Annotated in this window: 19 protein-coding genes, 2 tRNA genes and 1 pseudogene; 18 read left to right on the forward strand and 4 right to left on the reverse strand. The window is 72.1% G+C overall.

All coding sequences use genetic code 11. The features are described 5' to 3' along the window. Window positions 1-55: 55 nt before the first annotated feature. A complete protein-coding gene (locus C3489_RS27360; RefSeq protein WP_181139869.1) occupies window positions 56-652 on the forward strand; it encodes a hypothetical protein in 597 nt (198 codons plus the stop codon). Window positions 653-751: 99 nt separating this feature from the next. Next, window positions 752-1,822 (forward strand): hypothetical protein, encoded by a 1,071-nt coding sequence (locus tag C3489_RS27365; RefSeq protein ID WP_103784749.1) that lies wholly within the window; start codon window positions 752-754, stop codon window positions 1,820-1,822. A gap of 36 nt (window positions 1,823-1,858) precedes the next feature. Here the strand turns inward: C3489_RS27365 and C3489_RS27370 are convergent, their stop codons facing one another. After that, on the reverse strand, window positions 1,859-2,956 hold the full coding sequence (locus tag C3489_RS27370) for a M48 family metallopeptidase (protein WP_103784750.1): 1,098 nt from the start codon (window positions 2,954-2,956) through the stop codon (window positions 1,859-1,861). Window positions 2,957-3,072: 116 nt separating this feature from the next. Between C3489_RS27370 and C3489_RS27375 the strand changes: the two genes are divergently transcribed. The 7 genes from C3489_RS27375 to C3489_RS27405 all read left to right on the forward strand — a co-directional run bounded on the left by C3489_RS27375 (window position 3,073) and on the right by C3489_RS27405 (window position 7,476). Next, the gene (locus C3489_RS27375; protein ID WP_103784751.1) at window positions 3,073-3,225 is read left to right on the forward strand and encodes a hypothetical protein; all 153 of its coding nucleotides are present in this window, start codon (window positions 3,073-3,075) and stop codon (window positions 3,223-3,225) included. 110 nt (window positions 3,226-3,335) lie between these two features. After that, window positions 3,336-3,500 carry a hypothetical protein gene (locus C3489_RS27380; protein WP_103784752.1) on the forward strand — a complete coding sequence of 55 codons (165 nt, stop codon included), beginning with the start codon at window positions 3,336-3,338 and terminating at the stop codon, window positions 3,498-3,500. A 92-nt stretch (window positions 3,501-3,592) separates the two neighbouring features. Further along, window positions 3,593-4,303, forward strand: a complete 711-nt coding sequence (nadD, locus tag C3489_RS27385; RefSeq protein ID WP_103784753.1) for a nicotinate-nucleotide adenylyltransferase — start codon at window positions 3,593-3,595, stop codon at window positions 4,301-4,303. Between the two features lie 16 nt (window positions 4,304-4,319). Further along, entirely contained in the window at window positions 4,320-6,068 is a 1,749-nt protein-coding gene (locus C3489_RS27390; protein WP_103784754.1) for an LCP family protein, read from the forward strand. 101 nt (window positions 6,069-6,169) lie between these two features. Beyond that, window positions 6,170-6,616 (forward strand): ribosome silencing factor, encoded by a 447-nt coding sequence (gene rsfS, locus C3489_RS27395; RefSeq protein WP_103784755.1) that lies wholly within the window; start codon window positions 6,170-6,172, stop codon window positions 6,614-6,616. Beyond that, entirely contained in the window at window positions 6,613-7,293 is a 681-nt protein-coding gene (locus C3489_RS27400; RefSeq protein ID WP_103784765.1) for a histidine phosphatase family protein, read from the forward strand. The genes rsfS and C3489_RS27400 overlap by 4 nt, the downstream gene beginning before the upstream one ends. A 110-nt stretch (window positions 7,294-7,403) precedes the next feature. Then, a tRNA-Ala gene (locus tag C3489_RS27405) sits at window positions 7,404-7,476 on the forward strand. Between the two features lie 84 nt (window positions 7,477-7,560). On the opposite strand, the gene C3489_RS27410 is transcribed toward C3489_RS27405, so the two are convergent. Then, entirely contained in the window at window positions 7,561-8,499 is a 939-nt protein-coding gene (locus C3489_RS27410) for a helix-turn-helix transcriptional regulator (RefSeq protein WP_103784756.1), read from the reverse strand. A 94-nt stretch (window positions 8,500-8,593) separates the two neighbouring features. On the opposite strand from C3489_RS27410, the gene C3489_RS27415 reads away from it, so the two are divergent. The 4 genes from C3489_RS27415 to C3489_RS27430 all read left to right on the forward strand — a co-directional run bounded on the left by C3489_RS27415 (window position 8,594) and on the right by C3489_RS27430 (window position 10,743). Beyond that, window positions 8,594-10,057, forward strand: a complete 1,464-nt coding sequence (locus C3489_RS27415) for an MFS transporter (RefSeq protein ID WP_181139870.1) — start codon at window positions 8,594-8,596, stop codon at window positions 10,055-10,057. A gap of 69 nt (window positions 10,058-10,126) precedes the next feature. Next, on the forward strand, window positions 10,127-10,300 hold the full coding sequence (locus C3489_RS27420; RefSeq protein ID WP_103784757.1) for a hypothetical protein: 174 nt from the start codon (window positions 10,127-10,129) through the stop codon (window positions 10,298-10,300). Between the two features lie 3 nt (window positions 10,301-10,303). After that, complete coding sequence (locus C3489_RS27425) at window positions 10,304-10,537, forward strand: hypothetical protein (protein ID WP_003976229.1); 234 nt, start codon at window positions 10,304-10,306, stop codon at window positions 10,535-10,537. Between the two features lie 133 nt (window positions 10,538-10,670). Further along, window positions 10,671-10,743 (forward strand) — tRNA-Ala (locus C3489_RS27430). Between the two features lie 118 nt (window positions 10,744-10,861). On the opposite strand, the gene C3489_RS27435 is transcribed toward C3489_RS27430, so the two are convergent. Both C3489_RS27435 and C3489_RS27440 read right to left on the reverse strand, forming a co-directional pair. Next, window positions 10,862-12,475, reverse strand: a complete 1,614-nt coding sequence (locus tag C3489_RS27435) for an NADH-quinone oxidoreductase subunit NuoF family protein (protein ID WP_181139871.1) — start codon at window positions 12,473-12,475, stop codon at window positions 10,862-10,864. Beyond that, window positions 12,472-13,812, reverse strand: a complete 1,341-nt coding sequence (locus C3489_RS27440) for a cytochrome b/b6 domain-containing protein (protein WP_181139872.1) — start codon at window positions 13,810-13,812, stop codon at window positions 12,472-12,474. Before C3489_RS27440 ends, C3489_RS27435 begins: the two co-directional genes overlap by 4 nt. A gap of 405 nt (window positions 13,813-14,217) precedes the next feature. Here C3489_RS27440 and leuS point away from each other — a divergent pair, with 405 nt between their 5' ends. From leuS to C3489_RS39090, 5 genes and pseudogenes are all read left to right on the forward strand, one after another. Beyond that, window positions 14,218-17,091 carry a leucine--tRNA ligase gene (gene leuS / locus C3489_RS27450; RefSeq protein ID WP_103784758.1) on the forward strand — a complete coding sequence of 958 codons (2,874 nt, stop codon included), beginning with the start codon at window positions 14,218-14,220 and terminating at the stop codon, window positions 17,089-17,091. A 144-nt stretch (window positions 17,092-17,235) separates the two neighbouring features. Continuing rightward, complete coding sequence (locus C3489_RS27455) at window positions 17,236-17,970, forward strand: hypothetical protein (protein WP_103784759.1); 735 nt, start codon at window positions 17,236-17,238, stop codon at window positions 17,968-17,970. 83 nt (window positions 17,971-18,053) lie between these two features. Continuing rightward, window positions 18,054-18,899, forward strand: coding sequence for a DegV family protein (locus C3489_RS27460; protein WP_103784760.1), 846 nt, complete (start codon window positions 18,054-18,056; stop codon window positions 18,897-18,899). Between the two features lie 136 nt (window positions 18,900-19,035). Beyond that, window positions 19,036-20,193, forward strand: a complete 1,158-nt coding sequence (locus C3489_RS27465) for a ComEA family DNA-binding protein (RefSeq protein ID WP_103784761.1) — start codon at window positions 19,036-19,038, stop codon at window positions 20,191-20,193. Further along, window positions 20,190-20,453, forward strand: a pseudogene (locus C3489_RS39090) (hypothetical protein); the annotation flags it as partial. The gene C3489_RS27465 and the pseudogene C3489_RS39090, both read left to right, overlap by 4 nt.

The raw sequence follows: 20,453 nt of genomic DNA on the forward strand, positions 1-20,453 counted from the left end.
AGCTGGCGTGAAGGCAACGCACCCGCTGGATGAATTTCCATACCGTCTGCCCAAATTGACCCCCCAGGTCTACTCTGGATCCGTGCCGGAGGACGTGGGGGGTTCGCCGTTCCCTGACGGCTGGGAGCCCGACGACGACCACGACCGCGGGGTGTCGGACGAAGAGTTCGCCTCCGTGGTCTTCGACGAGGCCTTCGTACGGGCGGCCACCGTCCACGAGCCGACCGCGGTGGAACGCCTGCTGGCCGCCGCCCAGGCCCGTGCCGAGGCCTCCGAGGCCGAGGCCCGCCGCGCCCACCACCGCGGCGAGCGCTACGACGACGGCTACGGCACCGGCGAGCACCGGGGTTTCGGCCATGATCCCGACGCCGACGACCCGGACGACGACGCCTACCTCTTCGACGGCCGCCACGGCGCCTACGTCAAACAGGTGCGCTGGCACCGGCCCGTCGCCTGGATGCTCGCCCTCGTGATGGGCATCGGCATGGTCGCGCTGGCCTTCACCGCGGTCTACCGGGGCGGCTCGTCCGGCAACCGGGACCAGGCCCCGCCACCCGCGTCCACGGGCCTGGAACAGAGCCCTCCGGCGGTTCCCTCGGCTTCCGCCGACTACTCCCACCCGGCCGTACCGGCCGACCCGCGCACGCCCTGACCGGCCGGCCGGACGCCCCCGCGAAGCCGGTGAGAGGCTGTCAGAAGTTGACGTGTACCAGGGCGTTTACCGCGCCTGCCGGAGACCTACTCTGAATATATGGGCGGTCCTGGAGAGCCACCTGAGGGGACACCCGAAGGCGCCCCCGGTGGTGGAGAGGACGAGTACCGATCCGTCGTGTTCGACGAGTCGTTCGTTCGTGCTGCCCGCCTCCAGGAGTACTCCGCCGAGGAGCGGATGGCAGAGCACACCCCCGCCGTGCGCCGCCGCCCGCCCCTGCACCGGGGCGTTTCCCGGCAGGCGCTGTTGCTGGTGATGCTCATCGCGGTCGCCTTCGGCACCGCGATCTACATGGGCGTACGCCATCCCTACAGCACCCCCGCGACCCGCCGGCCCGCCGAACCCCTGCGCATGACCGTCATCCCGCTCGCCCCGCAGGGCCAGGTGCCCGGCACGGCCGACACCGAGCACCTGTACGGGCACAGCCCCGCCGCGCAGTTCCGCATCGGCGCCGAGGGCATCCCGCTGCCCGCCTCCGAGCGCACCGCGCACTTCTCCGACAGCCAGGTGGTGGCCGCGCTCACCACCGCCAAGGACTACATCGTCCGCTCCGCGCTCTACCCCGAGGTGCTCACCGGGCAGCAGGTGCGCCCCGTGCGGGTGCTGCTCGACCCCGACCAGCTCGACCAGTTCGACCAGAGCTTCCGGCAGCCGGCCGCCGACGGACGGCACGCCCCCACGGGCTGGCTGGTCCGCTTCGACCCCTCCCAGACCGAGCTCGCCGACGCAAAGATCCGCGTCCAGGGCAGCCTGACGGCCGCCGAGAGCGACGCGGCGACCCTTGAGGTCACCGCCGACCACACCTTCGTCTACGCCCTGCGCCCGGCCGGCTCCGGCGAGCACGCCCGCGCGTCCCTGTTCACCGTCCGGCGCGAGCTGCAGTTCCGCTTCGACCGCGACGACCTGCGGCTGCACCAGGCCCAGCTGGTCACCTCGTATGTGCAGGCGGGGCCCCTGTCCTGCGCCGAGGACAGCACCGACCGCCTGCACCCGCTGCTGGCCGGCCAGAGCGCGAAATCCGGCGGCCCGGCCGGCACCGACCCCTATGCGACCGGCAGCGCGACGGCCCTGTGCGGCACGCTGGCCACCAGCGCCCAGCCCCGGGTCTGAGCCGAGCCCGGAGCCCCGCGCCGTCGGTCCTCCTGGTCAGTCCTCCTCGCGCGGCGGGGCGTCCTTCGGAGAGCCGCCCTCGGACGGCGGCGGGCTGGTGAAGCCGTTGAACCCGCGCCGCACCCGGCCGCCCAGGTCGCCCGCACCGCCCGCGAGATCGCTGACCAGCTTCATCAGCGGGTCCTTCGACGTCTTGACGTGGTTGGCGTAGTGCGCCGCGGACTCCCGGAAGGAGTCCGACACCGAGGTGTCCTTGTCCTCGGTGCGCCGCGGGTAGTGGCCGTCCATGATCCGCTGGAAGTCCCGGGACTGCGCCCACTTCTTCAGCTCGGCCGCCCGCACGGTGGTGAAGGGGTGCGAGCGCGGCAGCACGTTGAGGATCTTCAGCACCGAGTCGCGCAGATCGCCCGCGGACTCGTACTCCTCGGCCTGCTGCAGGAACGCGTCCACGTTCATCTCGTGCAGATGGTTGCCGCCGGCGATCTTCATCAGGCCCCGCATCGAGGCCCGCACGTCCTGCCCGACCAGCAGACCGGCCCGGTCGGCGGACAGCTCCGACTTGCGGAACCACTCGCGCAGCGCCGTCACGATCGCCATGATCGCGAGGTTGCCCAGCGGGATCCAGGCGACCCGGACCGCCAGACTGGTCAGGAACAGCAGGATCGTGCGGTACACGGCGTGCCCGGACAGCGCGTGCCCCACCTCGTGGCCGACGACCGCCCGCATCTCCTCCTCGTCGAGCAGCTCGACGAGCCCGGTGGTCACCACGATGATCGGCTCGTCCAGGCCGATGCACATCGCGTTGGGCTGCGGGTCCTGGTTGACGTACATCGGCGGGACCTTCTCCAGGTCCAGGATGTAGCAGGCGTCCCGCAGCATGTCGTTCAGGTGCGCGAACTGCTGGTCCGACACCCGCACCGAGTCGGACAGGAACAGCAGCCGGAGACTGCGCTCGGGCAGCAGCCCGCTGAGCGCCTTGAACACCGTGTCGAAGCCGCTCAGCTTGCGCAGCGCCACCAGGGCGGAGCGGTCGGCCGGATGCTCGTAGGCGCGCGAGGAGATCCCCGGGAACCGCTTGCGCTGCCTGCTCGGCACGCCCCCGCGCCCGGTCTGCTCGTGGCCGTCGTCGGACATGTGATCCCCCATGTGCGTCTGTGTGGCCGCGCCGCGGCCCTGTGCGCCCCCGAAGCAGAGCCCAGCCTAGGCGGAGTTACCGTGGACGGGCACTGACAGCGAAGGAGTTCCGCGCCATGGAGCACATCCCCCGGGCCGCCTGGCTCACCGAGGCCGCCCAGCAGCAGGGGGCGGGGAATCTGCTCCGTGTCGTGCTGATCGTGATGATCGTGGGTTGTGTGCTGACGGGGTGGCTCCTGCTGCGGGGCTACAAGCGGAAGGACGACTGAGAACCCCCCAGGGTTCCCCAACGGCGGAGTCGGCGTGATCGCCGCGAAGGCGCCCGCATACGATGAGCCGACGTCTTTATCCCGCCCACACGCGATAGGTCCTGCCGAAGATGAGCATCCATCTCGCCGCTGCCCAGTTGGTCACCCTCGCCGCCGAGGGCGAGGAGCACGGAGGCAACCACGACAGCCTCAACCCCGCGGTCACCGGTGGCGGCGCCCTCGTGATCCTGCTGCTCCTGCTGTGGATCACCACCCGCTTCAACCGCGACCGCTGATTCGAGCCCCCGAGACCGGCCCCGGCCCGTCCCGGGCCGTCCGGGGAACCGACGGCCGGGGCCCTCAGGCCGGGCCGGTAGGGTCTGCACGCATGGGAGAGCAAGCCATGCCTACCGGTCCGGCGCACGACAGCGTGAGCCGCCCGCACGGTGCGCCAAGCGGTGGACCGCGCCCCGAGCACCTCCGCGCCCCGGGCAACGGCCCGGCCAACCCGGGCAAGCGCCGCCTCGGTGTCATGGGCGGCACGTTCGACCCGATCCACCACGGCCACCTGGTGGCCGCCAGCGAGGTCGCCGCGCAGTTCCACCTCGACGAGGTCGTCTTCGTCCCGACCGGCGAGCCCTGGCAGAAGAGCCACCGCACGGTCTCCCCGGCCGAGGACCGCTATCTGATGACGGTCATCGCGACCGCCGAGAACCCGCAGTTCTCCGTCAGCCGCATCGACATCGACCGCGGCGGCCCCACCTACACCGTGGACACCCTGCGCGACCTGCGGGTCCTCAACCCCGACACCGACCTGTTCTTCATCACCGGCGCCGACGCGCTCGCCGCGATCCTGACCTGGCGCGACACCGAGGAACTGTTCTCCCTCGCGCACTTCATCGGCGTCACCCGTCCCGGCCATCACCTGGACGACCCCGGGCTGCCCGAGGGCGGCGTCTCGCTCGTCGAGGTGCCCGCGCTCGCCATCTCCTCCACCGACTGCCGGGCGAGGGTCGCCAAGGGCGAACCCATCTGGTATCTGGTGCCCGACGGAGTGGTGCGCTACATCGACAAGCGCGAGCTGTACCGCGGCGAGTGAGCCGAGAGGGGCACCGGTGAACGACCGATACGACGCGGGACACGGGAGTCAGGGCGGCGACCAGTACGAACTCGTCGGCTACGACGAGTACGGCCGGCCGGTCTACCGGCAGGTCCCGGCGCAGCCGCAGGCCCCGCAGACGACCTACGACCCCTACGCCACGCAGGGCTACGGCTACGACCCGTACGCGTCCGGACAGCACACCCAGCCGCCCGCCCACGACCCCTACGCCACCGGCCAGCAGCCGCCGACGGCCCCTTACGGCACGGGCAACGCCTACGACCCGTACGGCACCGGATCGCACGCCGCGGCCACCCCGCCGACCCCGGCCTACGACCCCTACGGCCAGGCCGCGGCCGGCGGGCAGCAGCCCCGGGTCGCCGAGCAGACCGCCCACATCCCGCACCAGGCGGGGCCGGCCGACGGCGCCGACACCTGGCCGCCGGAGCGCGAGGAGCGGCCCGCGGACCACCGCGCCGAGGCGGGGGACTACCGCACCGAGCAGTTCGCCTTCGTCGAGGAGCCGGACGACGACTCCGAGGACGTCATCGACTGGCTGAAGTTCACCGAGAACCGCACCGAGCGCCGCGAGGAGGCCCGCCGCCGCGCCCGCAGCCGCCTCGTCGCCCTCGCCGTCGTCCTCGCCCTGGTCGCCGTCGGCGGCGTCGGCTACCTCTGGTACGCCGGGAAGCTGCCGGGCCTGTCCTCCTCGGACACCAAGGCCGGCGGGGGCACCACCGCCGCGGCCGCGCAGAAACGCGACGTGATCGTCGTCCACCTGCACGACACCAAGAAGGGCGGCACCGCCACCGCGCTGCTCGTCGACAACGCCACCACCAAGCAGGGCACCACCGTCCTGCTGCCCAACACCCTCGCCCTGACCGACGACGACGGCTCCACCACCACGCTCGCCAAGTCCGTCGACGCCGACGGCTCCTCCGGCACCCGCGAGGCCCTCGACACGGTCCTCGGCACCGACATCGAGGGCACCTGGCGCCTGGACACCCCCTATCTGCAGAACCTGGTCGACATCGTCGGCAACATCGAGGTCGACACCGACACCGACGTCCCCGACCCGGACGCCAAGAAGAAGGGCGCCGCGCCGCTCGTCCACAAGGGCTCCGCCCAGACCCTCAGCGGCAAGATGGCCGTCGCCTACGCCACCTACCGGGCCCCCGGCGAGGCGCAGAACGCCCAGCTTCAGCGGTTCGGCCAGGTCCTGCACGGCGTGCTGCGCAAGCTGTCCTCCGACCCGCAGGCCGCGACGGTCACCGTGCAGACGCTCCAGCAGATCCTCGACCCCTCCCTGACCGACAGGGACCTCGGCACCTTCCTCGCCAAGCTCGCCGACCAGGCCAAGGGCGGCGACTACAAGACCGCGCTGCTGCCGGTCCAGGGCGACGGCACGCTGAGCGCCGAGGCCGCGAACAGCGTGGTCAAGGACGTCCTCGGCGGCACCGCCAAGAGCCCCGAGCAGGGTTCCGCCGTGCGGGTCTCCGTGCGGAACGCCAGCGGTGACAAGGACAACACCGGCAAGGCCCGCGTGGTGCTCCTCAACGGCGGCTTCACCTTCCTCGAAGGCGGCACCGTCTCCTCCCGGGCGACCTCGCAGGTGGTCTACGCCGACCCGGCCGACAAGGACGACGCCACCGAGGTCGCCAAGACCCTGGGCCTGCCCTCCGGCTCGGTCACCAAGGGCACCGGGGCGGGGAACGCGGACGTCACCGTGATCCTCGGCCGGGACTTCAAGCCCTCCGCTTCGTAGCGGCGCCGGGCCGTGCCCCGGGTGATCCTTTAATCACCTGGGGCGCCGTCGGCGGTCATGAGACCCTTGAAGGCAAACGACCGCCGACGGAAAGCCCTGTAGTGACCGCGACCGACCGCTCTCTCCAACTGATCAACACCGCCGCCCAGGCGGCCGCCGACAAGCTCGCGCACGACGTCATCGCGTATGACGTCAGCGACGTGCTGTCCATCACGGACGCCTTCCTGCTGGCCTCCGCACCCAACGACCGCCAGGTCAAGGCGATCGTCGACGAGATCGAGGAGCGCCTCCAGAAGGAACTCGGCGCCAAGCCGGTGCGCCGCGAGGGCGACCGCGAGGCCCGCTGGGTCCTGCTCGACTACGTCGACATCGTCGTCCATGTGCAGCACAGCGAGGAGCGTGTCTTCTACGCGCTGGAGCGGCTGTGGAAGGACTGCCCCGAGCTCGAACTGCCCGAGGACGCCAAGGCCACCCGCGGCAAGGCCGAGGAGCACGCCAAGCTGCAGGCCGCCGAGGAGGCCGCCGAGCCGGGTGGTGAGTGGCGATGACCGCGGCCGGGGCCGGCGGCTCCCGCGGCGGCCGTGAGCCGGGCCGTGGCCGCCGCGTCATCCTGTGGCGGCACGGCCAGACGTCCTGGAACGTGGAGCGCCGCTTCCAGGGCTCCACGGACGTCCCCCTCACCGAGACCGGCGTCGCCCAGGCCCGCCGCGCCGCCCGGCTGCTCGCCTCGCTCAGGCCGGACGCGATCGTCTCGTCCGACCTGCAGCGGGCCGCCCGCACCGCCGCCGAGCTGGCGGCGCTCACCGGCCTGGAGATCACCCACGACGAGGGCCTGCGCGAGACCTACGCCGGGGTCTGGCAGGGCCTGACCCACGAGGAGATCGTCGCCCGCCACGGAGACGAGTACGCCGCGTGGAAGCGGGGCGAGCCGGTCCGCCGCGGCGGCGGCGAGCTGGAGACCGAGGTCGCCGACCGCGCCGCCCCGGTCGTGCTGCGGCACACCGACAAGCTGCCCGAGGACGGCACGCTCGTCGTCGTCAGTCACGGCGGCACCATCCGCACCACCATCGGCCGCCTCCTCGGCCTGGAGGCGCGGCACTGGGAGAGCCTGGGCGGGCTGTCCAACTGCTGCTGGTCCGTGCTCGGCGAGGGCGCCCGCGGCTGGCGGCTGCTGGAGCACAACGCCGGCACCCTGCCGGAGCCGGTCCTCGGCGACGACGACTGACCGCCGGATCGGGCGCCGCCGGCGGCGCCCGGGACCCGGATTTCACTTTCCGGCAGGTCGCAGGCTAAAGTTCTTCTTGTTCGCCCCGCCGAGCGGGAAGAACAAGACCTGGGGCTATAGCTCAGTTGGTAGAGCGCCTGCATGGCATGCAGGAGGTCAGGAGTTCAATTCTCCTTAGCTCCACTGATCGATACTCTGTTGAGTTGTCAAAGATCGGTTGAGGATCCCGTCCCCGAGGGGGCGGGATTTTTCATGTCCTCGTGGCGTTCAGGACTCCGTCGGACGCAGGGCGCTCCTCTTCTCCAGCAGCACGGCCAGCGACCGCTCGGCCTGCTCGTCGTCCGGCGTGTAGACGACGATCCGGCACTCCGGCATCCCGTCGACGGTCAGCGACTGCGACGTCATCCGCATCTCCCCGACCTCCCGGTGCCGGAAGGTCTTCACACGCCGCCCCGGCAGACGCACGTCACCGGACTCCCACAGCCGCGCGAAGTAGGGGCTGGCCGCCGACAGCCGGCGTATGAAGTCCTCCCACGCCGGCTCGCCCGCATGCAGTCCGTACGCCGCGCGCAGGGTCGCCACCATCAGCGGCAACTCCTGGTCGCGGAAGCAGAGCGGGCACTCCTCCTCCCGGGCCGTGAACAGCGTCCACAGCACATTGCGCGTGCCGTCCGGCGGCTCCGTCCCGCTCTCCTCGCCGAAGAACAGGTCACGGTAGGCGGCGTTCGTCGCCAGCACGTCGTACCGGGAGTTGTAGACCACCGCCGGGCGCGGGACGAGGGCGTCGATGATGCCCTGGATCTCGGGTCCCACGGTCTGCGCCGGCGCCTCGTGCGCGGGAGGGCAGGGCACCTCGGCCAGGTGGTAGAGATGCTCACGCTCGGGTTCGTCGAGCCGCAGCGTGCGCGCCACGGCGTCGAGGACCTGCGCGGAGGCGTTGATCGGCCGGCCCTGCTCCAGCCACGTGTACCAGGTGACCCCCACCCCGGACAGCTGGGCGACCTCCTCCCGGCGCAGCCCGGGAGTGCGGCGCCGCAGGCCGGGCGGCATCCCCACGTCTGCCGGTGTCACCCGGGCCCGCCTGCTGCGCAGGAAGGCCGCCAGCTCGGCCCGCCGCCGCCCGGCCCTCGGTGTGGCCGCCGGTGTCGTCGCCGGTGCCGTCGTCCGTGTCGTCCCCCGTTGTGTCGTCACCGTCACATCCCCCATCCTCGATGCCCGGCTCATCCGCTGCCAGGTGGTGCCAGTACCAGCATCAGCGGGCACTCGGCACCCGTACCGGATCGCGGCCACGCTCGACGGCATGACGACGACACCCCGTACGGGGCCGGCATCCGCCCCCGTTCCAAGCTCTGCGACCAGTAAAGCGCCCACCACTGACAGCGGGTCCCGGCCGCTGCTCGCGGTCCTGCTCGCCGCCCAGTTCATGGCGCTGCTCGACGTCTTCATCGTCAACGTGGCGGCCCCCACGATCGGTTCCGACCTGCACGCCTCCGGGGCCGACCTGCAACTGGTGATCGCCGGATACGCCATCACCTACTCCGTGCTGCTGATCACCGGTGCCCGGTTGGGCGACCGGTTCGGGCACGGCCGGGTCCATCTGGCCGGGCTCGCCCTGTTCACCACCGCCTCGCTGGCCTGCGGACTGGCCCAGGGCGCCACCGAGCTCATCGGCTTCCGCCTCGCGCAGGGCGCCGGCTCGGCCCTGATGATCCCGCAGGTCCTCAGCCTCATCCAGCGCACCTTCACCGGGGAGGCCCGGGCCCGGGCGCTCGGGATGTACTCGGCCGTCCTCGCCGTCGGCGCCGCCGCCGGGCAGGTCGTCGGCGGCGTCCTGGTCAGCGCCGACCTGTTCGGCACCGGCTGGCGGCCGGTGTTCCTGGTCAACGTCCCGGTGGGCGTCGTCCTGCTGGTCATCGGCAGGCGCGTGCTGCCGGCGCATGCCGCCGGGGAACGCGGGCGCGGCCTGGACCTGCCCGGCCTGGTGCTGCTCGGGGCCGCCGTGTCCCTGCTGACGGTCCCGCTCGTGCTCGGACGCGAGCAGGACTGGCCCCTGTGGTCCTGGCTGTCCCTGGCCGGCTCCGTGGTGGTGTTCGCGCTGTTCTGCGCCTTCGAGTCCCGGCTCGCCCGCCGTGGCGGTGCCCCGCTGATCGCGCCCCGTGTGCTGCGCCATCCCGGCATGGGCCTGGCCGTCCTGCGGATCCTGGCGGCCATGGCCGTCAACGGAGCCTTCCTGTTCGTGCTCACCCTGCACGTCCAGGGCGGCCTCGGCTACAGCGCGCTGCGCGCCGGGCTCACCTTCGCTCCGACCGCCGCCGTCTTCGGCGTGGTGGGGCTGACCTGGCGCCGGTGGCCCGCGTCCTGGCAGCGGGCCCTGACCCCGGCCGGGTTCGCCCTGACCGCGGTGGCCGTCGCGGGCGTCGCGCTGGCCTTCCACGACGGCCGGGAGGGTGGCGCCGGACTGTACGTGGCCTTCGTCGGCGTCGGGGCCGGTCTCGCGCTCGCCTTCAGCCCGACGCTCACCCGGGCACTCGCCGCGGTGCGGCCCGAGGACGCGGCGGACGCCAGCGGGCTCCTCGCCACCGTCGCGCAGCTGGGTCAGCTGATCGGGGTGGCGGCGTTCGGCACGCTCTTCCTCAACCGGCTTGAGTCACTGGGCGCCCCCGGGGCGTATAGCTCCTCGGAAGCGCTTCTCACATGCATGCTCGCGCTCACCGCGACGGCCGCGGCGGGTGCCGTGGCCGGACCGGTACGACGGCGTCGCTGACCGTGTTGGCCCGGTCGTGGCAGAATCAAACGGCCGGAAGGGGGCGCGGCCCGACGGGAGGGAGTAGTGATGCCTGCGAGCATCCTCGAAGAGGGCTGTCACCTCTTCGACGCCGGCTGGACACCGGGTACGGCGACCCGACTCAGCTGCCCCTCCTGCGGTTCCGCGCACGTGGCCCAAGTCCTCGGCGACAACGGCGGGATCAGTTACGTGTGCACGGCCTGCGGCCACAGCTGGAGCTGATCGATGGGTGCCCACAGGCGGAAGTGCGACTGGTGCGGCAGCGGTACGCCGATCGTCCGCGACATGGAACCGGTGAACCCGGACTACCAGTACTGGTGCGAGGAATGCGCGCGGGCGCTGATCATAAAAGGCGACCCCATCGAGACGTACCGCGAGCTGGAGGGCGAGCCGATCTACGGCCGGCTGCTCGAAGAGCACTGCACGCTCAAGCGGTTCTACTCCTTCGTCACGGCGTGACAAAACAGACATCGGTCACTAAACGGGGTGCGGGGGGAATGGATTTGGTGCTGCACCCCCAGGGCCTGTAATGTTTACGTCGTCGCCGGGGGAACCGGGAGGAAACGGGAAACCGGGCGGCGCAGCAAGGCAAGGGGCTATAGCTCAGTTGGTAGAGCGCCTGCATGGCATGCAGGAGGTCAGGAGTTCAATTCTCCTTAGCTCCACAGTGATCGAGGGCGGGTCATCCGAGAGGATGGCCCGCCCTCGGCGCGTTGACGCGTGGGCGCACCCCATGGGTGGGCCGGGTAAGGGGCGTCCGCCATGGGTGGACGCCCCTTACCGTCAACGGCCCAGCGCCCGCCGTCCCCGCCCCTGCGACAGCACCGGCAGGTTGCCGCGGGACGTGGACTCGGCCCGGGTGTCCTCCTCGATGCGCAGCGCCAGCGCCGGGCAACGGCGTACCGCACGCAGCGCCTTCGCCTCCGCGTACCGCGGCACCGGAGCCTGCGCGACGGTCGGGAAGCCGTCGGCGCCGAGCTGGAAGACCTCCGGCAGGATGTCCGCGCACAGGCCATGACCCCGGCACAGCGTCCAGTCGACGTAGATCTTCTGCCGGCTCGGGCCGGTCTCCTCGGCCGCTCCGCCGCCCGGGATGCCCGTCGGCGCCCTGCCCCCCTCGAACAGCGGCAGCACGCCCGCCACGGGCCGCCCGCAGCCGTTGCCGAGGACATGCGCGGCGAGGTCGTCGGTGAACGCCTTGACGGTCGACTCCAGGAACATCGCCGAGCCGTCCGGGTGCGAACACGCCCCGCGCCGCTTGACGTTCTTCGCGACCTGCTTCAGCGCCTCCAGGGCGGCCGGCCCGCCGCCGTTCAGGATGTCCTCCATGCCGCGCGCGGCGGCCGGCAGCCCGAGGTAGCAGGGGCCGCACTGGCCGGCGCTCTCCTCGGCCAGCCACTGCGCCACCCGCAGCGACTCGCCCAGCGGGCAGGTCTCCTGACCGATCGGCAGGATCGCCCCGGCCCCCAGCGAACCGCCCACCGCGTCCAGGGAGTTGCGCGAGACGATCGCCTCGTTCACCGTGGCCGCGTCGATCCACTTGCCGTGGTAGCCGCCGGTCAGCACGCCCTGCGGCACCGGCGGGGCGCCCGCCAGCTGCAGCACGTAGCGCAGCGGCACACCCGTGGGGACCTCGATCACCATGGGGCGGGCGACCGCGCCGGAGACGGTCAGCATGACGGTGCCCGGCTCGTCGTACAGACCGGTGTTGCCGTAGCGCTCCGGGCCGATGCGGGCGGCGATGGCGAGCTGGGCGAAGGTCTCGGCGTTGGACAGCAGGGTCGGTGCGCCGCCGACGCCGCTCTGCGAGGCGCTGATCTTGCGGCCGGGCGGGATCGCCGGGCCGCCGTCGATCGAGCGGATCAGCGAGGCGGCCGCGCCGGTGACCATCCGCACCGGGTTGCGCTGCACGCGCGCGCGGAGCGCGGATCTGCGGCCGTTGCTCAGGCCGCGTTCGGCGAGGGCGGCCTCCATGGAGCGCTGGGTGGACTCCCGGGTGACCCCCACCACGAGCGTGCGGGCACCGAGGGCCTCCGCGCACAGCAGGGCGCCGTCGAGGATGAGGTGCGGGGCGCGGTTGATGAGCACCGTGTCCTTGCGGCAGGCCGGCTCGTCCTCGCTGCCGTTGACGACGACGACCGGCCGCACCCCGCGGCGGATCGCCGACTCGGCCACCGAGCGCAGCTTCTTGTGGAAGGGGAAGCCCGCGCCGCCGCGGCCCCTGAGATTGATGCGCTCGGCGAGCTGGGCGAGCTGCTCGCCGCCCAGCGGTTCGAGCGGTCCGTGCACCTTGAGGTGCATCGGCAGATCGAGCCGCTCGACAAGGTCGAAACCCGACGTGAGCTGCGGAAGTCCGACCACACGGACTTCGGGGACGTCGGGCAGGGCCTCGTTCACCTGTAGCCTCCGGAAGGCGTGTTCCAGGGCTCGCCGGAACCCGGTGCCTCGTAGTCGTAGGAGGCGCCGGGCAGTGTTTCCGTGACGGGACCACTGGTGTAGATGTCGTTCGGGTTGTACGCGCCGGACAGGGGGTTCGACTCACCGGTGTCGTACAGGTCACTTCCGCCGTACCCGTCGGCGACGGGGGAGGTGTAGCCGGTGTCCCGCAGCGGGTCGTACGCCGACGGGGGCGCCTCGCCGACCGGCGGCGGGGACGGGATCGGCCAGCCGCCCGCGGGCCCGCTGTCGACGCGGGGCATGCCCTGCGTGGGCTGTGTGTCCAGCGGCAGGTCCATACGCGCGGTCTGGTCGGTGGCGAAGCTCTGGCCGGCGAACGTCTGGTCGGCGGCGAAGCCCTGGCCGGTGGCGTAGGCCGGGTCGGCGGTGAACGACGGCGTCGCACGCGTGCGTGCGGAGACGGCACGGTAGGCCGCCGCGAACCCGCCGGCCGGCTCGGAGCGCGGGGCGTCCTGGTCCGGTGTGCCGGCGCGCTGGCGGGGGATGTCGTAGCCGGACAGCGGGGAGGCGCCCTGAGCCGCCGGGATACGGTCCTGCGTCTGCGCCGGCCGGGTCCGGCCGGTCTCCGGCTCCTCGCGGCCCGCCGGCTCGTCCTGGCTCAGCACGGCGGCGAGGCTGTCCGCCACCCGGCGCTTGACCGGGCGCGGGGCCGCGCGCAGCGCCAGTGCGGCGATGACGCCGAGCAGGGCCAGGCCGTAGAGGGCGACGAAGAGCGGCTTGGCGGATCGACCCGCGTAGAGGCCGTGGACCAGCGCGGCGCACCAGGCCGGGTAGGCCAGCATGTGCATGGCACGCCAGCGCGCCGCGACGGGGGCCGGGGAGGCGAAGGTGCTGCGCAGCGCGCCGGTGATGCCCACGAAGATCATCAGCAGTCCGGCGGCGGAGCCGAGTCCGATCAGGCCGGCGCTGCCGGTGACGCCCAGGGAGAAGGGGATGACCGCGGCGATCAGCACGGTGTGTTCCAGGGCGATCTTGGTGGTGATGTGCAGCAGGAGGAACGCGATCGAGGCGACCGCGGTCGTGCGGTGCACCGCCTGCCCGATGATCCGCTGGCGGGTGCCCAGCAGGATGCGGTCCTGGGCGACCAGGCCCCAGATCACCGAACAGCTGAGCGAGACGAGCGAGAGCACGCCCGCGCCGAAGTTCAGGAAGTCGCGGACCGCGTCACCTCCCACCAGCACGATCACGGGTATCAGCAGAAGGGCGACGGCCGACGCCACCCCGTAGGCCGAGCGGCCCGGCCGGGGGAGCGAGGGGTTGTTACGACGACGGTTCATGGGGGCAACTCCGAGCAAGTTCGGGAAAGCGGTCCCGTTGCCGCACTCTAGGTGGCGCCATACCGGTGAGTACGAGGTTTGAGTTATTGCGCTGTTATCAAATGACAATGGGCTTGTTGTGATGTCCTTTAGTGGCTGTTACGCCGGGTAATCTGCGGCCTTCGGTCCGTGCGTGTCGTGTTCGCCCAGTCGTACGGAAGCGCGTCGCGGCTTGCTCAAGGGGTGCGGTACCCTGGCGCCATGCGTGCCGTACGCCTTCTGCTTAGCGAGCCGCGCTGATCAGTCCCGACCACCGGTGAGAGAACGTGGTCGGAATCGGCGCGGCGTCCCCTCCTGTGCGAGGGGATTTTTCGTTTCCGGATGAGGAAGCCGCTGGCAGAGACGATCGATGGAGCTTTGAGGATCATGAGCGAGACGAACCCCGCCGCCTCTTCGGAGGCGGCCGCGCCGCACCGCTACACGGCCGCGATGGCCGCCGAGATCGAGGCACGCTGGCAGGACTTCTGGGACGCCGACGGCACCTACGCCGCGCCCAACCCCAAGGGCGACCTGGCGGGCGACGCGCAGACCGCCGCCCGGCCCGAGAAGTTCATCATGGACATGTTCCCCTACCCCTCGGGCGCGGGCCTGCACGTCGGCCACCCGCTGGGCTACATCGCCACCGACGTCTTCGCCCGCTTCCAGCGGATGACCGGCCACAACGTCCTGCACACCCTGGGCTTCGACGCCTTCGGCCTGCCCGCCGAGCAGTACGCCGTGCAGACCGGCACGCACCCGCGCGTGTCCACTGAGGCCAACATCGAGAACATGAAGGCCCAGCTGCGCCGGCTGGGCCTGGGCCACGACAAGCGCCGGTCGTTCGCCACGATCGACCCGGACTACTACAAGTGGACCCAGTGGATCTTCCTGCAGATCTTCAACTCCTGGTACGACGACCAGGCGAAGAAGGCCCGCCCGATCTCCGAGCTGATCGCTCAGTTCGAATCCGGTGAGCGCCCTGTCCCCGGCCACACGCGCGCGTGGAGCGAACTGAGCGCCACCGAGAAGGCCGACGTCCTGGGCGAGTTCCGCCTGGCCTACGCCTCCGACGCGCCCGTCAACTGGTGCCCCGGCCTGGGCACCGTGCTGGCCAACGAGGAGGTCACCGCCGAGGGCCGCTCCGAGCGCGGCAACTACCCGGTGTTCAAGGCCAAGCTGCGCCAGTGGAACATGCGCATCACCGCCTACGCCGACCGGCTGCTGGAGGACCTGGACGCGCTGGACTGGCCCGAGGCCATCAAGCTGCAGCAGCGCAACTGGATCGGCCGCTCCGAGGGCGCCCGCGTCGACTTCCCGATCGACGGCGAGAAGATCACCGTCTTCACCACCCGCCCCGACACCCTGTTCGGCGCCACCTACATGGTGCTGGCGCCCGAGCACCCGCTGGTGGAGAAGTTCACCCCGGACGCCTGGCCCGAGGGCACCCACCAGGTGTGGACCGGCGGACACGCCACGCCCGCCGAGGCCGTCGCCGCCTACCGCGCGCAGGCCGCCGCCAAGTCCGACGTCGAGCGCCAGGCCGAGGCCAAGGACAAGACCGGCGTCTTCATCGGCGCGTACGCCACCAACCCGGTCAACGGCGAGCAGGTCCCCGTCTTCATCGCCGACTACGTCCTGATGGGCTACGGCACCGGCGCCATCATGGCCGTCCCGGCCGGCGACCAGCGCGACTTCGAGTTCGCGCGCGCCTTCGAGCTGCCGATCCACTGCATCGTCGAGCCGACCGACGGCCGCGGCACCGACACCTCCACCTGGGAGGACGCCTTCGCGTCCTACGAAGCGAAGATCATCAACTCGTCCAACGACGAGATCTCGCTGGACGGCCTGGGCGTGGCCGAGGCCAAGGCCCGCATCACCGAATGGCTGGAGTCCCGCGGCATCGGCGAGGGCACCGTCAACTTCCGCCTGCGCGACTGGCTGTTCAGCCGCCAGCGCTACTGGGGCGAGCCCTTCCCGATCGTCTACGACGAGGACGGCGTCGCGCACGCCCTGCCCGAGTCGATGCTGCCGCTGGAGCTGCCCGAGGTCGAGGACTACAGCCCGCGCACCTTCGACCCGGACGACGCCGACACCCAGCCCGAGACGCCGCTGTCGCGCAACGAGGAATGGGTCAACGTCACCCTGGACCTGGGCGACGGTCCGAAGAAGTACCGGCGCGAGACCAACACCATGCCCAACTGGGCCGGTTCCTGCTGGTACGAGCTGCGCTACCTGGACCCGCACAACAGCGAGCGGCTGGTCGACCCGGAGATCGAGCAGTACTGGATGGGCCCGCGCGAGGGCAAGCCGCACGGCGGCGTCGACCTGTACGTCGGCGGCGCCGAGCACGCGGTGCTGCACCTGCTGTACGCCCGCTTCTGGTCGAAGGTCCTGTACGACCTGGGCCATGTCTCCTCGCGCGAGCCGTTCCACAAGCTGTTCAACCAGGGCATGATCCAGGCCTACGTCTACCGCGACAGCCGCGGCATCGCGGTGCCCGCCGCCGAGGTGGAGGAGCGCGACGGCGCCTACTACTACCAGGGCGAGAAGGTCAGCCGCCTGCTGGGCAAGATGGGCAAGTCCCTGAAGAACGCGGTGACGCCGGACGAGATCTGCGCCGAGTACGGCGCGGACACCCTGCGCCTGTACGAGATGGCGATGGGCCCGCTGGACGTCTCCCGGCCGTGGGACACGCGCGCGGTGGTCGGCCAGTTCCGCCTGCTGCAGCGGCTGTGGCGCAACATCGTCGACGAGACCACCGGTGAGGTCACCGTCGTCGACACCGAGCCCGACGAGGAGACGCTGCGCGCCCTGCACAAGGCGATCGACGGCGTCCGCCAGGACTTCGAGGGCATGCGGTTCAACACCGCCATCGCCAAGGTCACCGAGCTGAACAACCACCTGACCAAGGCGGGCCGGCCGGTGGAGCGGTCCGTGGCCGAGGCGCTGGTGCTGCTGGTCGCGCCGCTGGCCCCGCACATCGCCGAGGAGCTGTGGCGCAGGCTGGGCCACACCGAGTCCGTCGTCCACGTCGACTTCCCGGTCGCCGACCCGGCGTACGTCGTGGACGAGACCGTCACCTGCGTCGTCCAGATCAAGGGCAAGGTCAAGGCCCGCCTGGAGGTGCCGCCGGCGATCTCCGAGGAGGAGCTGGAGAAGGTGGCGCTGGCCGACGACAAGGTCGTCGCGGCCCTGGACGGCGCCGGCATCCGCAAGGTCATCGTGCGCGCGCCGAAGCTGGTGAACATCGTCCCGGCGTGACGCACTCGGGGTAGCCCCCTACGGGTACGGCGGGGTCGTCTGCGGGCAGGTTCGGGGTTCTTCCGGAACTCCGGGCCTGCCCGGCGCGTTTACCGTGGAAGAGCGGCTCGTGGCGTGCCGCACCGGGTCTTGAGGAGGAGCGCCGTGGAAGCAGTGATCGCAGTCTTCGCCCTGCTTTTCGTGCTCTTCGTGGCCCTCGGCGCCTACGCCACCGTGAAGGCGGTCGGCGCCGCCAAGCGCGGCGTGGACCGCACGATCACCCAGGCCCGCCGCACCGTGGAGGACCACACCCTGCGGGCCAAGTCCTTCGCGCAGCCGGGACCGGCCGGTGAGATCGCCCAGCTCCGGCTGAAGCTGCGCACCTCGATGCGCGCCACCCAGGACGCGCTGCACGCGGGCGTGGCCGAGGACGAGTCGCTGAAGGAGTCCCTCGGCCTCTTCGAGCGGCTCAGCCTGCACGGACACGAACTGGACGACGAACTCAAGCGCCTGGAGTCCGAACCGGACCGGGCCACGCTCGCCGAGCGGCTGCCCCAGCTGCGCGAGCGCACCGAGCGCATCACGCACTCCGCCGACTCCCTGCGCTGGGCCGCCCGCGACCGGGCCCGCCATCTCGCCGAGGACGATCTCGACGCGCTCAGCGCGCAGATCGACGTGGAGACCGGGGCCCTGCGGCACTGGACCACGGCCGAGAACGCGCCCCCGACCGCGCCCTGGCCCCAGGCCCCCGGTGACGGACCGGACAGCCGGCAGACCTGGCCGGGGGAGAGCCCCGCGGACCGCGCGGCCCAGGAGCCGGAACCACCTGCCCTCACCCCGCCGACCGCGCGCCCTGCCTACCCCTGGCAGAAGCGTCCGCGCCCCGAGAGCACGACGTGAGCACGACCTGATTCGGTCAAGGCATTCCCAGGTGCAAGGGGCCGGACTGCCGCGCACGCGCTACGGCAGGTAACCTCCAGCTCATGTCCCGCCATGTCGCGATCGTCACCGATTCCACGGCCTACCTGCCGCCCCGGATGAGGGAGCGGCACGGTATCACCACGGTGCCGCTGACCGTGGTCCTCGGTGGCCAGGCCCTTGAGGAGGGCACCGAGATCTCGACCCGCTCGCTGGCCCAGGCCCTGCAGAAGCGACGCCCCGTCACCACCTCCCGCCCCAGCCCCCAGCTGTTCGCCGAGACCTACCGCAAGGTCGCCGCGTCCGGCGCGAGCGGCATCGTCTCCCTGCACCTGTCCGGCGAACTGTCCGGCACCTACGACGCGGCCGTCACCGCCGCCCGTGAGGCTCCGGTGCCGGTGCGGGTGGTGGACACCGGCATGGTCGCGATGGCGCTCGGCTTCTGCGCGCTCGCCGCCGCCGAGACGGCGGAGAGCGGCGGCACGGTGGACGAGGCCGTCACCGCGGCGGAGAAGCGGGCCGCGGGCACGGCCGCCTACTTCTATGTCGACACCCTCGACTACCTGCGCCGGGGCGGGCGGATCGGCGCCGCGCAGGCCCTGCTCGGCTCCGCGCTCGCGGTGAAGCCGCTGCTGCAGCTGGAAGGCGGCCGGATCGATCTGCTGGAGAAGGTGCGTACGGCGTCCAGGGCGATCGCGCGCCTGGAGGAGGTCGTGGCCGACCGGGCGGGCAGCGCGCCGGTCGACGTCGCCGTCCACCATCTCGCCGCCGCCGACCGGGCCGGCGCCCTGGCGGACCGGCTGCGCGAGCGGGTGCCGGGGCTGGCCGACCTGCATGTGAGCGAGGTGGGCGCGGTGATCGGTGCGCACACCGGGCCGGGGCTGCTCGGGGTCGTGGTCTCGCCGCGGTGACGGCCGGGCCGACTGCCGCGTGGTGCTCGCGTTCGCAATCACCCGTATGGGTGACGGAGATATCCACAACCGGGCAGTAATCCCCGGGAATTGAGCAAGATCATCGCGGATTCGCGGGATGCCCGATGCTCGTCGCATGGCACTTCGATCACGTACCCGCACACACCGTGTGACCAGCGGCCCCGGCCGGGCCCCGGCTTCCGACGGCCGTGTCCCCCGCCGTCCCTCCGGCCGCGTGCGCACCAGGAAACGGCACGCGCCGGCGGAGGATCTGCGCCGGCGCGCGGAGATCCTCTTCGCCCAACGCGGGGGTGAGGCACCGGAGTCGGGGACCGGGCCGCCCAGGACCGCGGAGGCACGGGCTCCCGCCGATCCGGCGGCTGCAGGGAGTGGGATCCAGGGCGGGGAGCAGTCAGCGGACGCCGCGGCCGAGCACCGGGGCGCCGGCGGGGAGCACGTTCCGGACGCTGGCCGGGAGCACGTTCCGGACTCCGGGCGGGCGTACCCGGACGCGGGCGCGTACCCGGATGTGGGGCGCGTGTACCCGGGTGCCGGGTCCGCTCACCGGGACGCCGGCCTGCCGGGGCGGATCGGGGCGGCGCTGCGTGAGCGGATGCCGCTGTGGCTGCAGACGCGGTGCGGTCTGGAGCGGCGCGGTGTGCTCGCGCTCACCGTGCTGCTCGTCGCCGCCGCCGTCCTCGCGGTGCAGCACTTCTGGGCCGGCCGGACCGAGACCGTGCGCGCCCCGGAGGTGGTGCGGGCGGCCGCTCCCCAGGTCGAGGACACGCCCGCGCCGGGACTCCCGGCGAGCGCGCCGGGCCCGGCTCCGACCGGCGGGACCGAGATCGTCGTGGACGTCAGCGGCAAGGTCCGCAAGCCCGGAATCCATCGTCTGCCGCCCGGTTCCCGGGTCGCCGACGCTCTCCGCGCGGCCGGCGGAGTGCGGCCCGGCACCGACACGCTGGGCCTCAACCGCGCCCGCTTCCTGGTGGACGGGGAACAGGTGGTCGTCGGCGGGCCTCCGCCTCTCGCCGGTTCCGGGACGAGCGGCGCAGGAGCGGGTAGTTCGGCCGGTGTCCCGGGGGGCCCGGCGGCACCCGTGGCACCCGTCTCGCTCAACACGGCCACCGTCGACCAGTTGGACGCCCTGCCGGGGGTGGGCCCCGTCCTGGCACAGCACATCATCGACTACCGCACCCAGCACGGCGGTTTCCGCTCGGTGAACGAGCTGCGCGAGGTCAACGGCATCGGCGACCGCCGTTTCGCCGACCTGCGCGAGCTGGTGCGGCCATGAGCGGCGGCGACCTGGACGTCCGGCCCGAGCGGGGGTACGGGGCGGCGGACGAAGCCCCGAGGACGGACGGCGCCCCGGCGACGGCGGCCGGTGATCTGGGCACCCCGGACGGCGCTCCGACGAGGCAGCAGCCCCGTAACCCCGTTCACGCGGCGTCCGGGCACCGGCTCGGCGCCGCGCACCCGCGGCAGGAAGGGCCGGTGGACCTCCGGCTGGTGCCACCTGCGCTGGCCGCGTGGGCGACGGCCGCGGTAACGCTG

The sequence above is a fragment of the Streptomyces sp. Ru71 genome (assembly GCF_002920535.1).
In the GTDB taxonomy this organism is placed as follows: Bacteria; Actinomycetota; Actinomycetes; order Streptomycetales; family Streptomycetaceae; genus Streptomyces.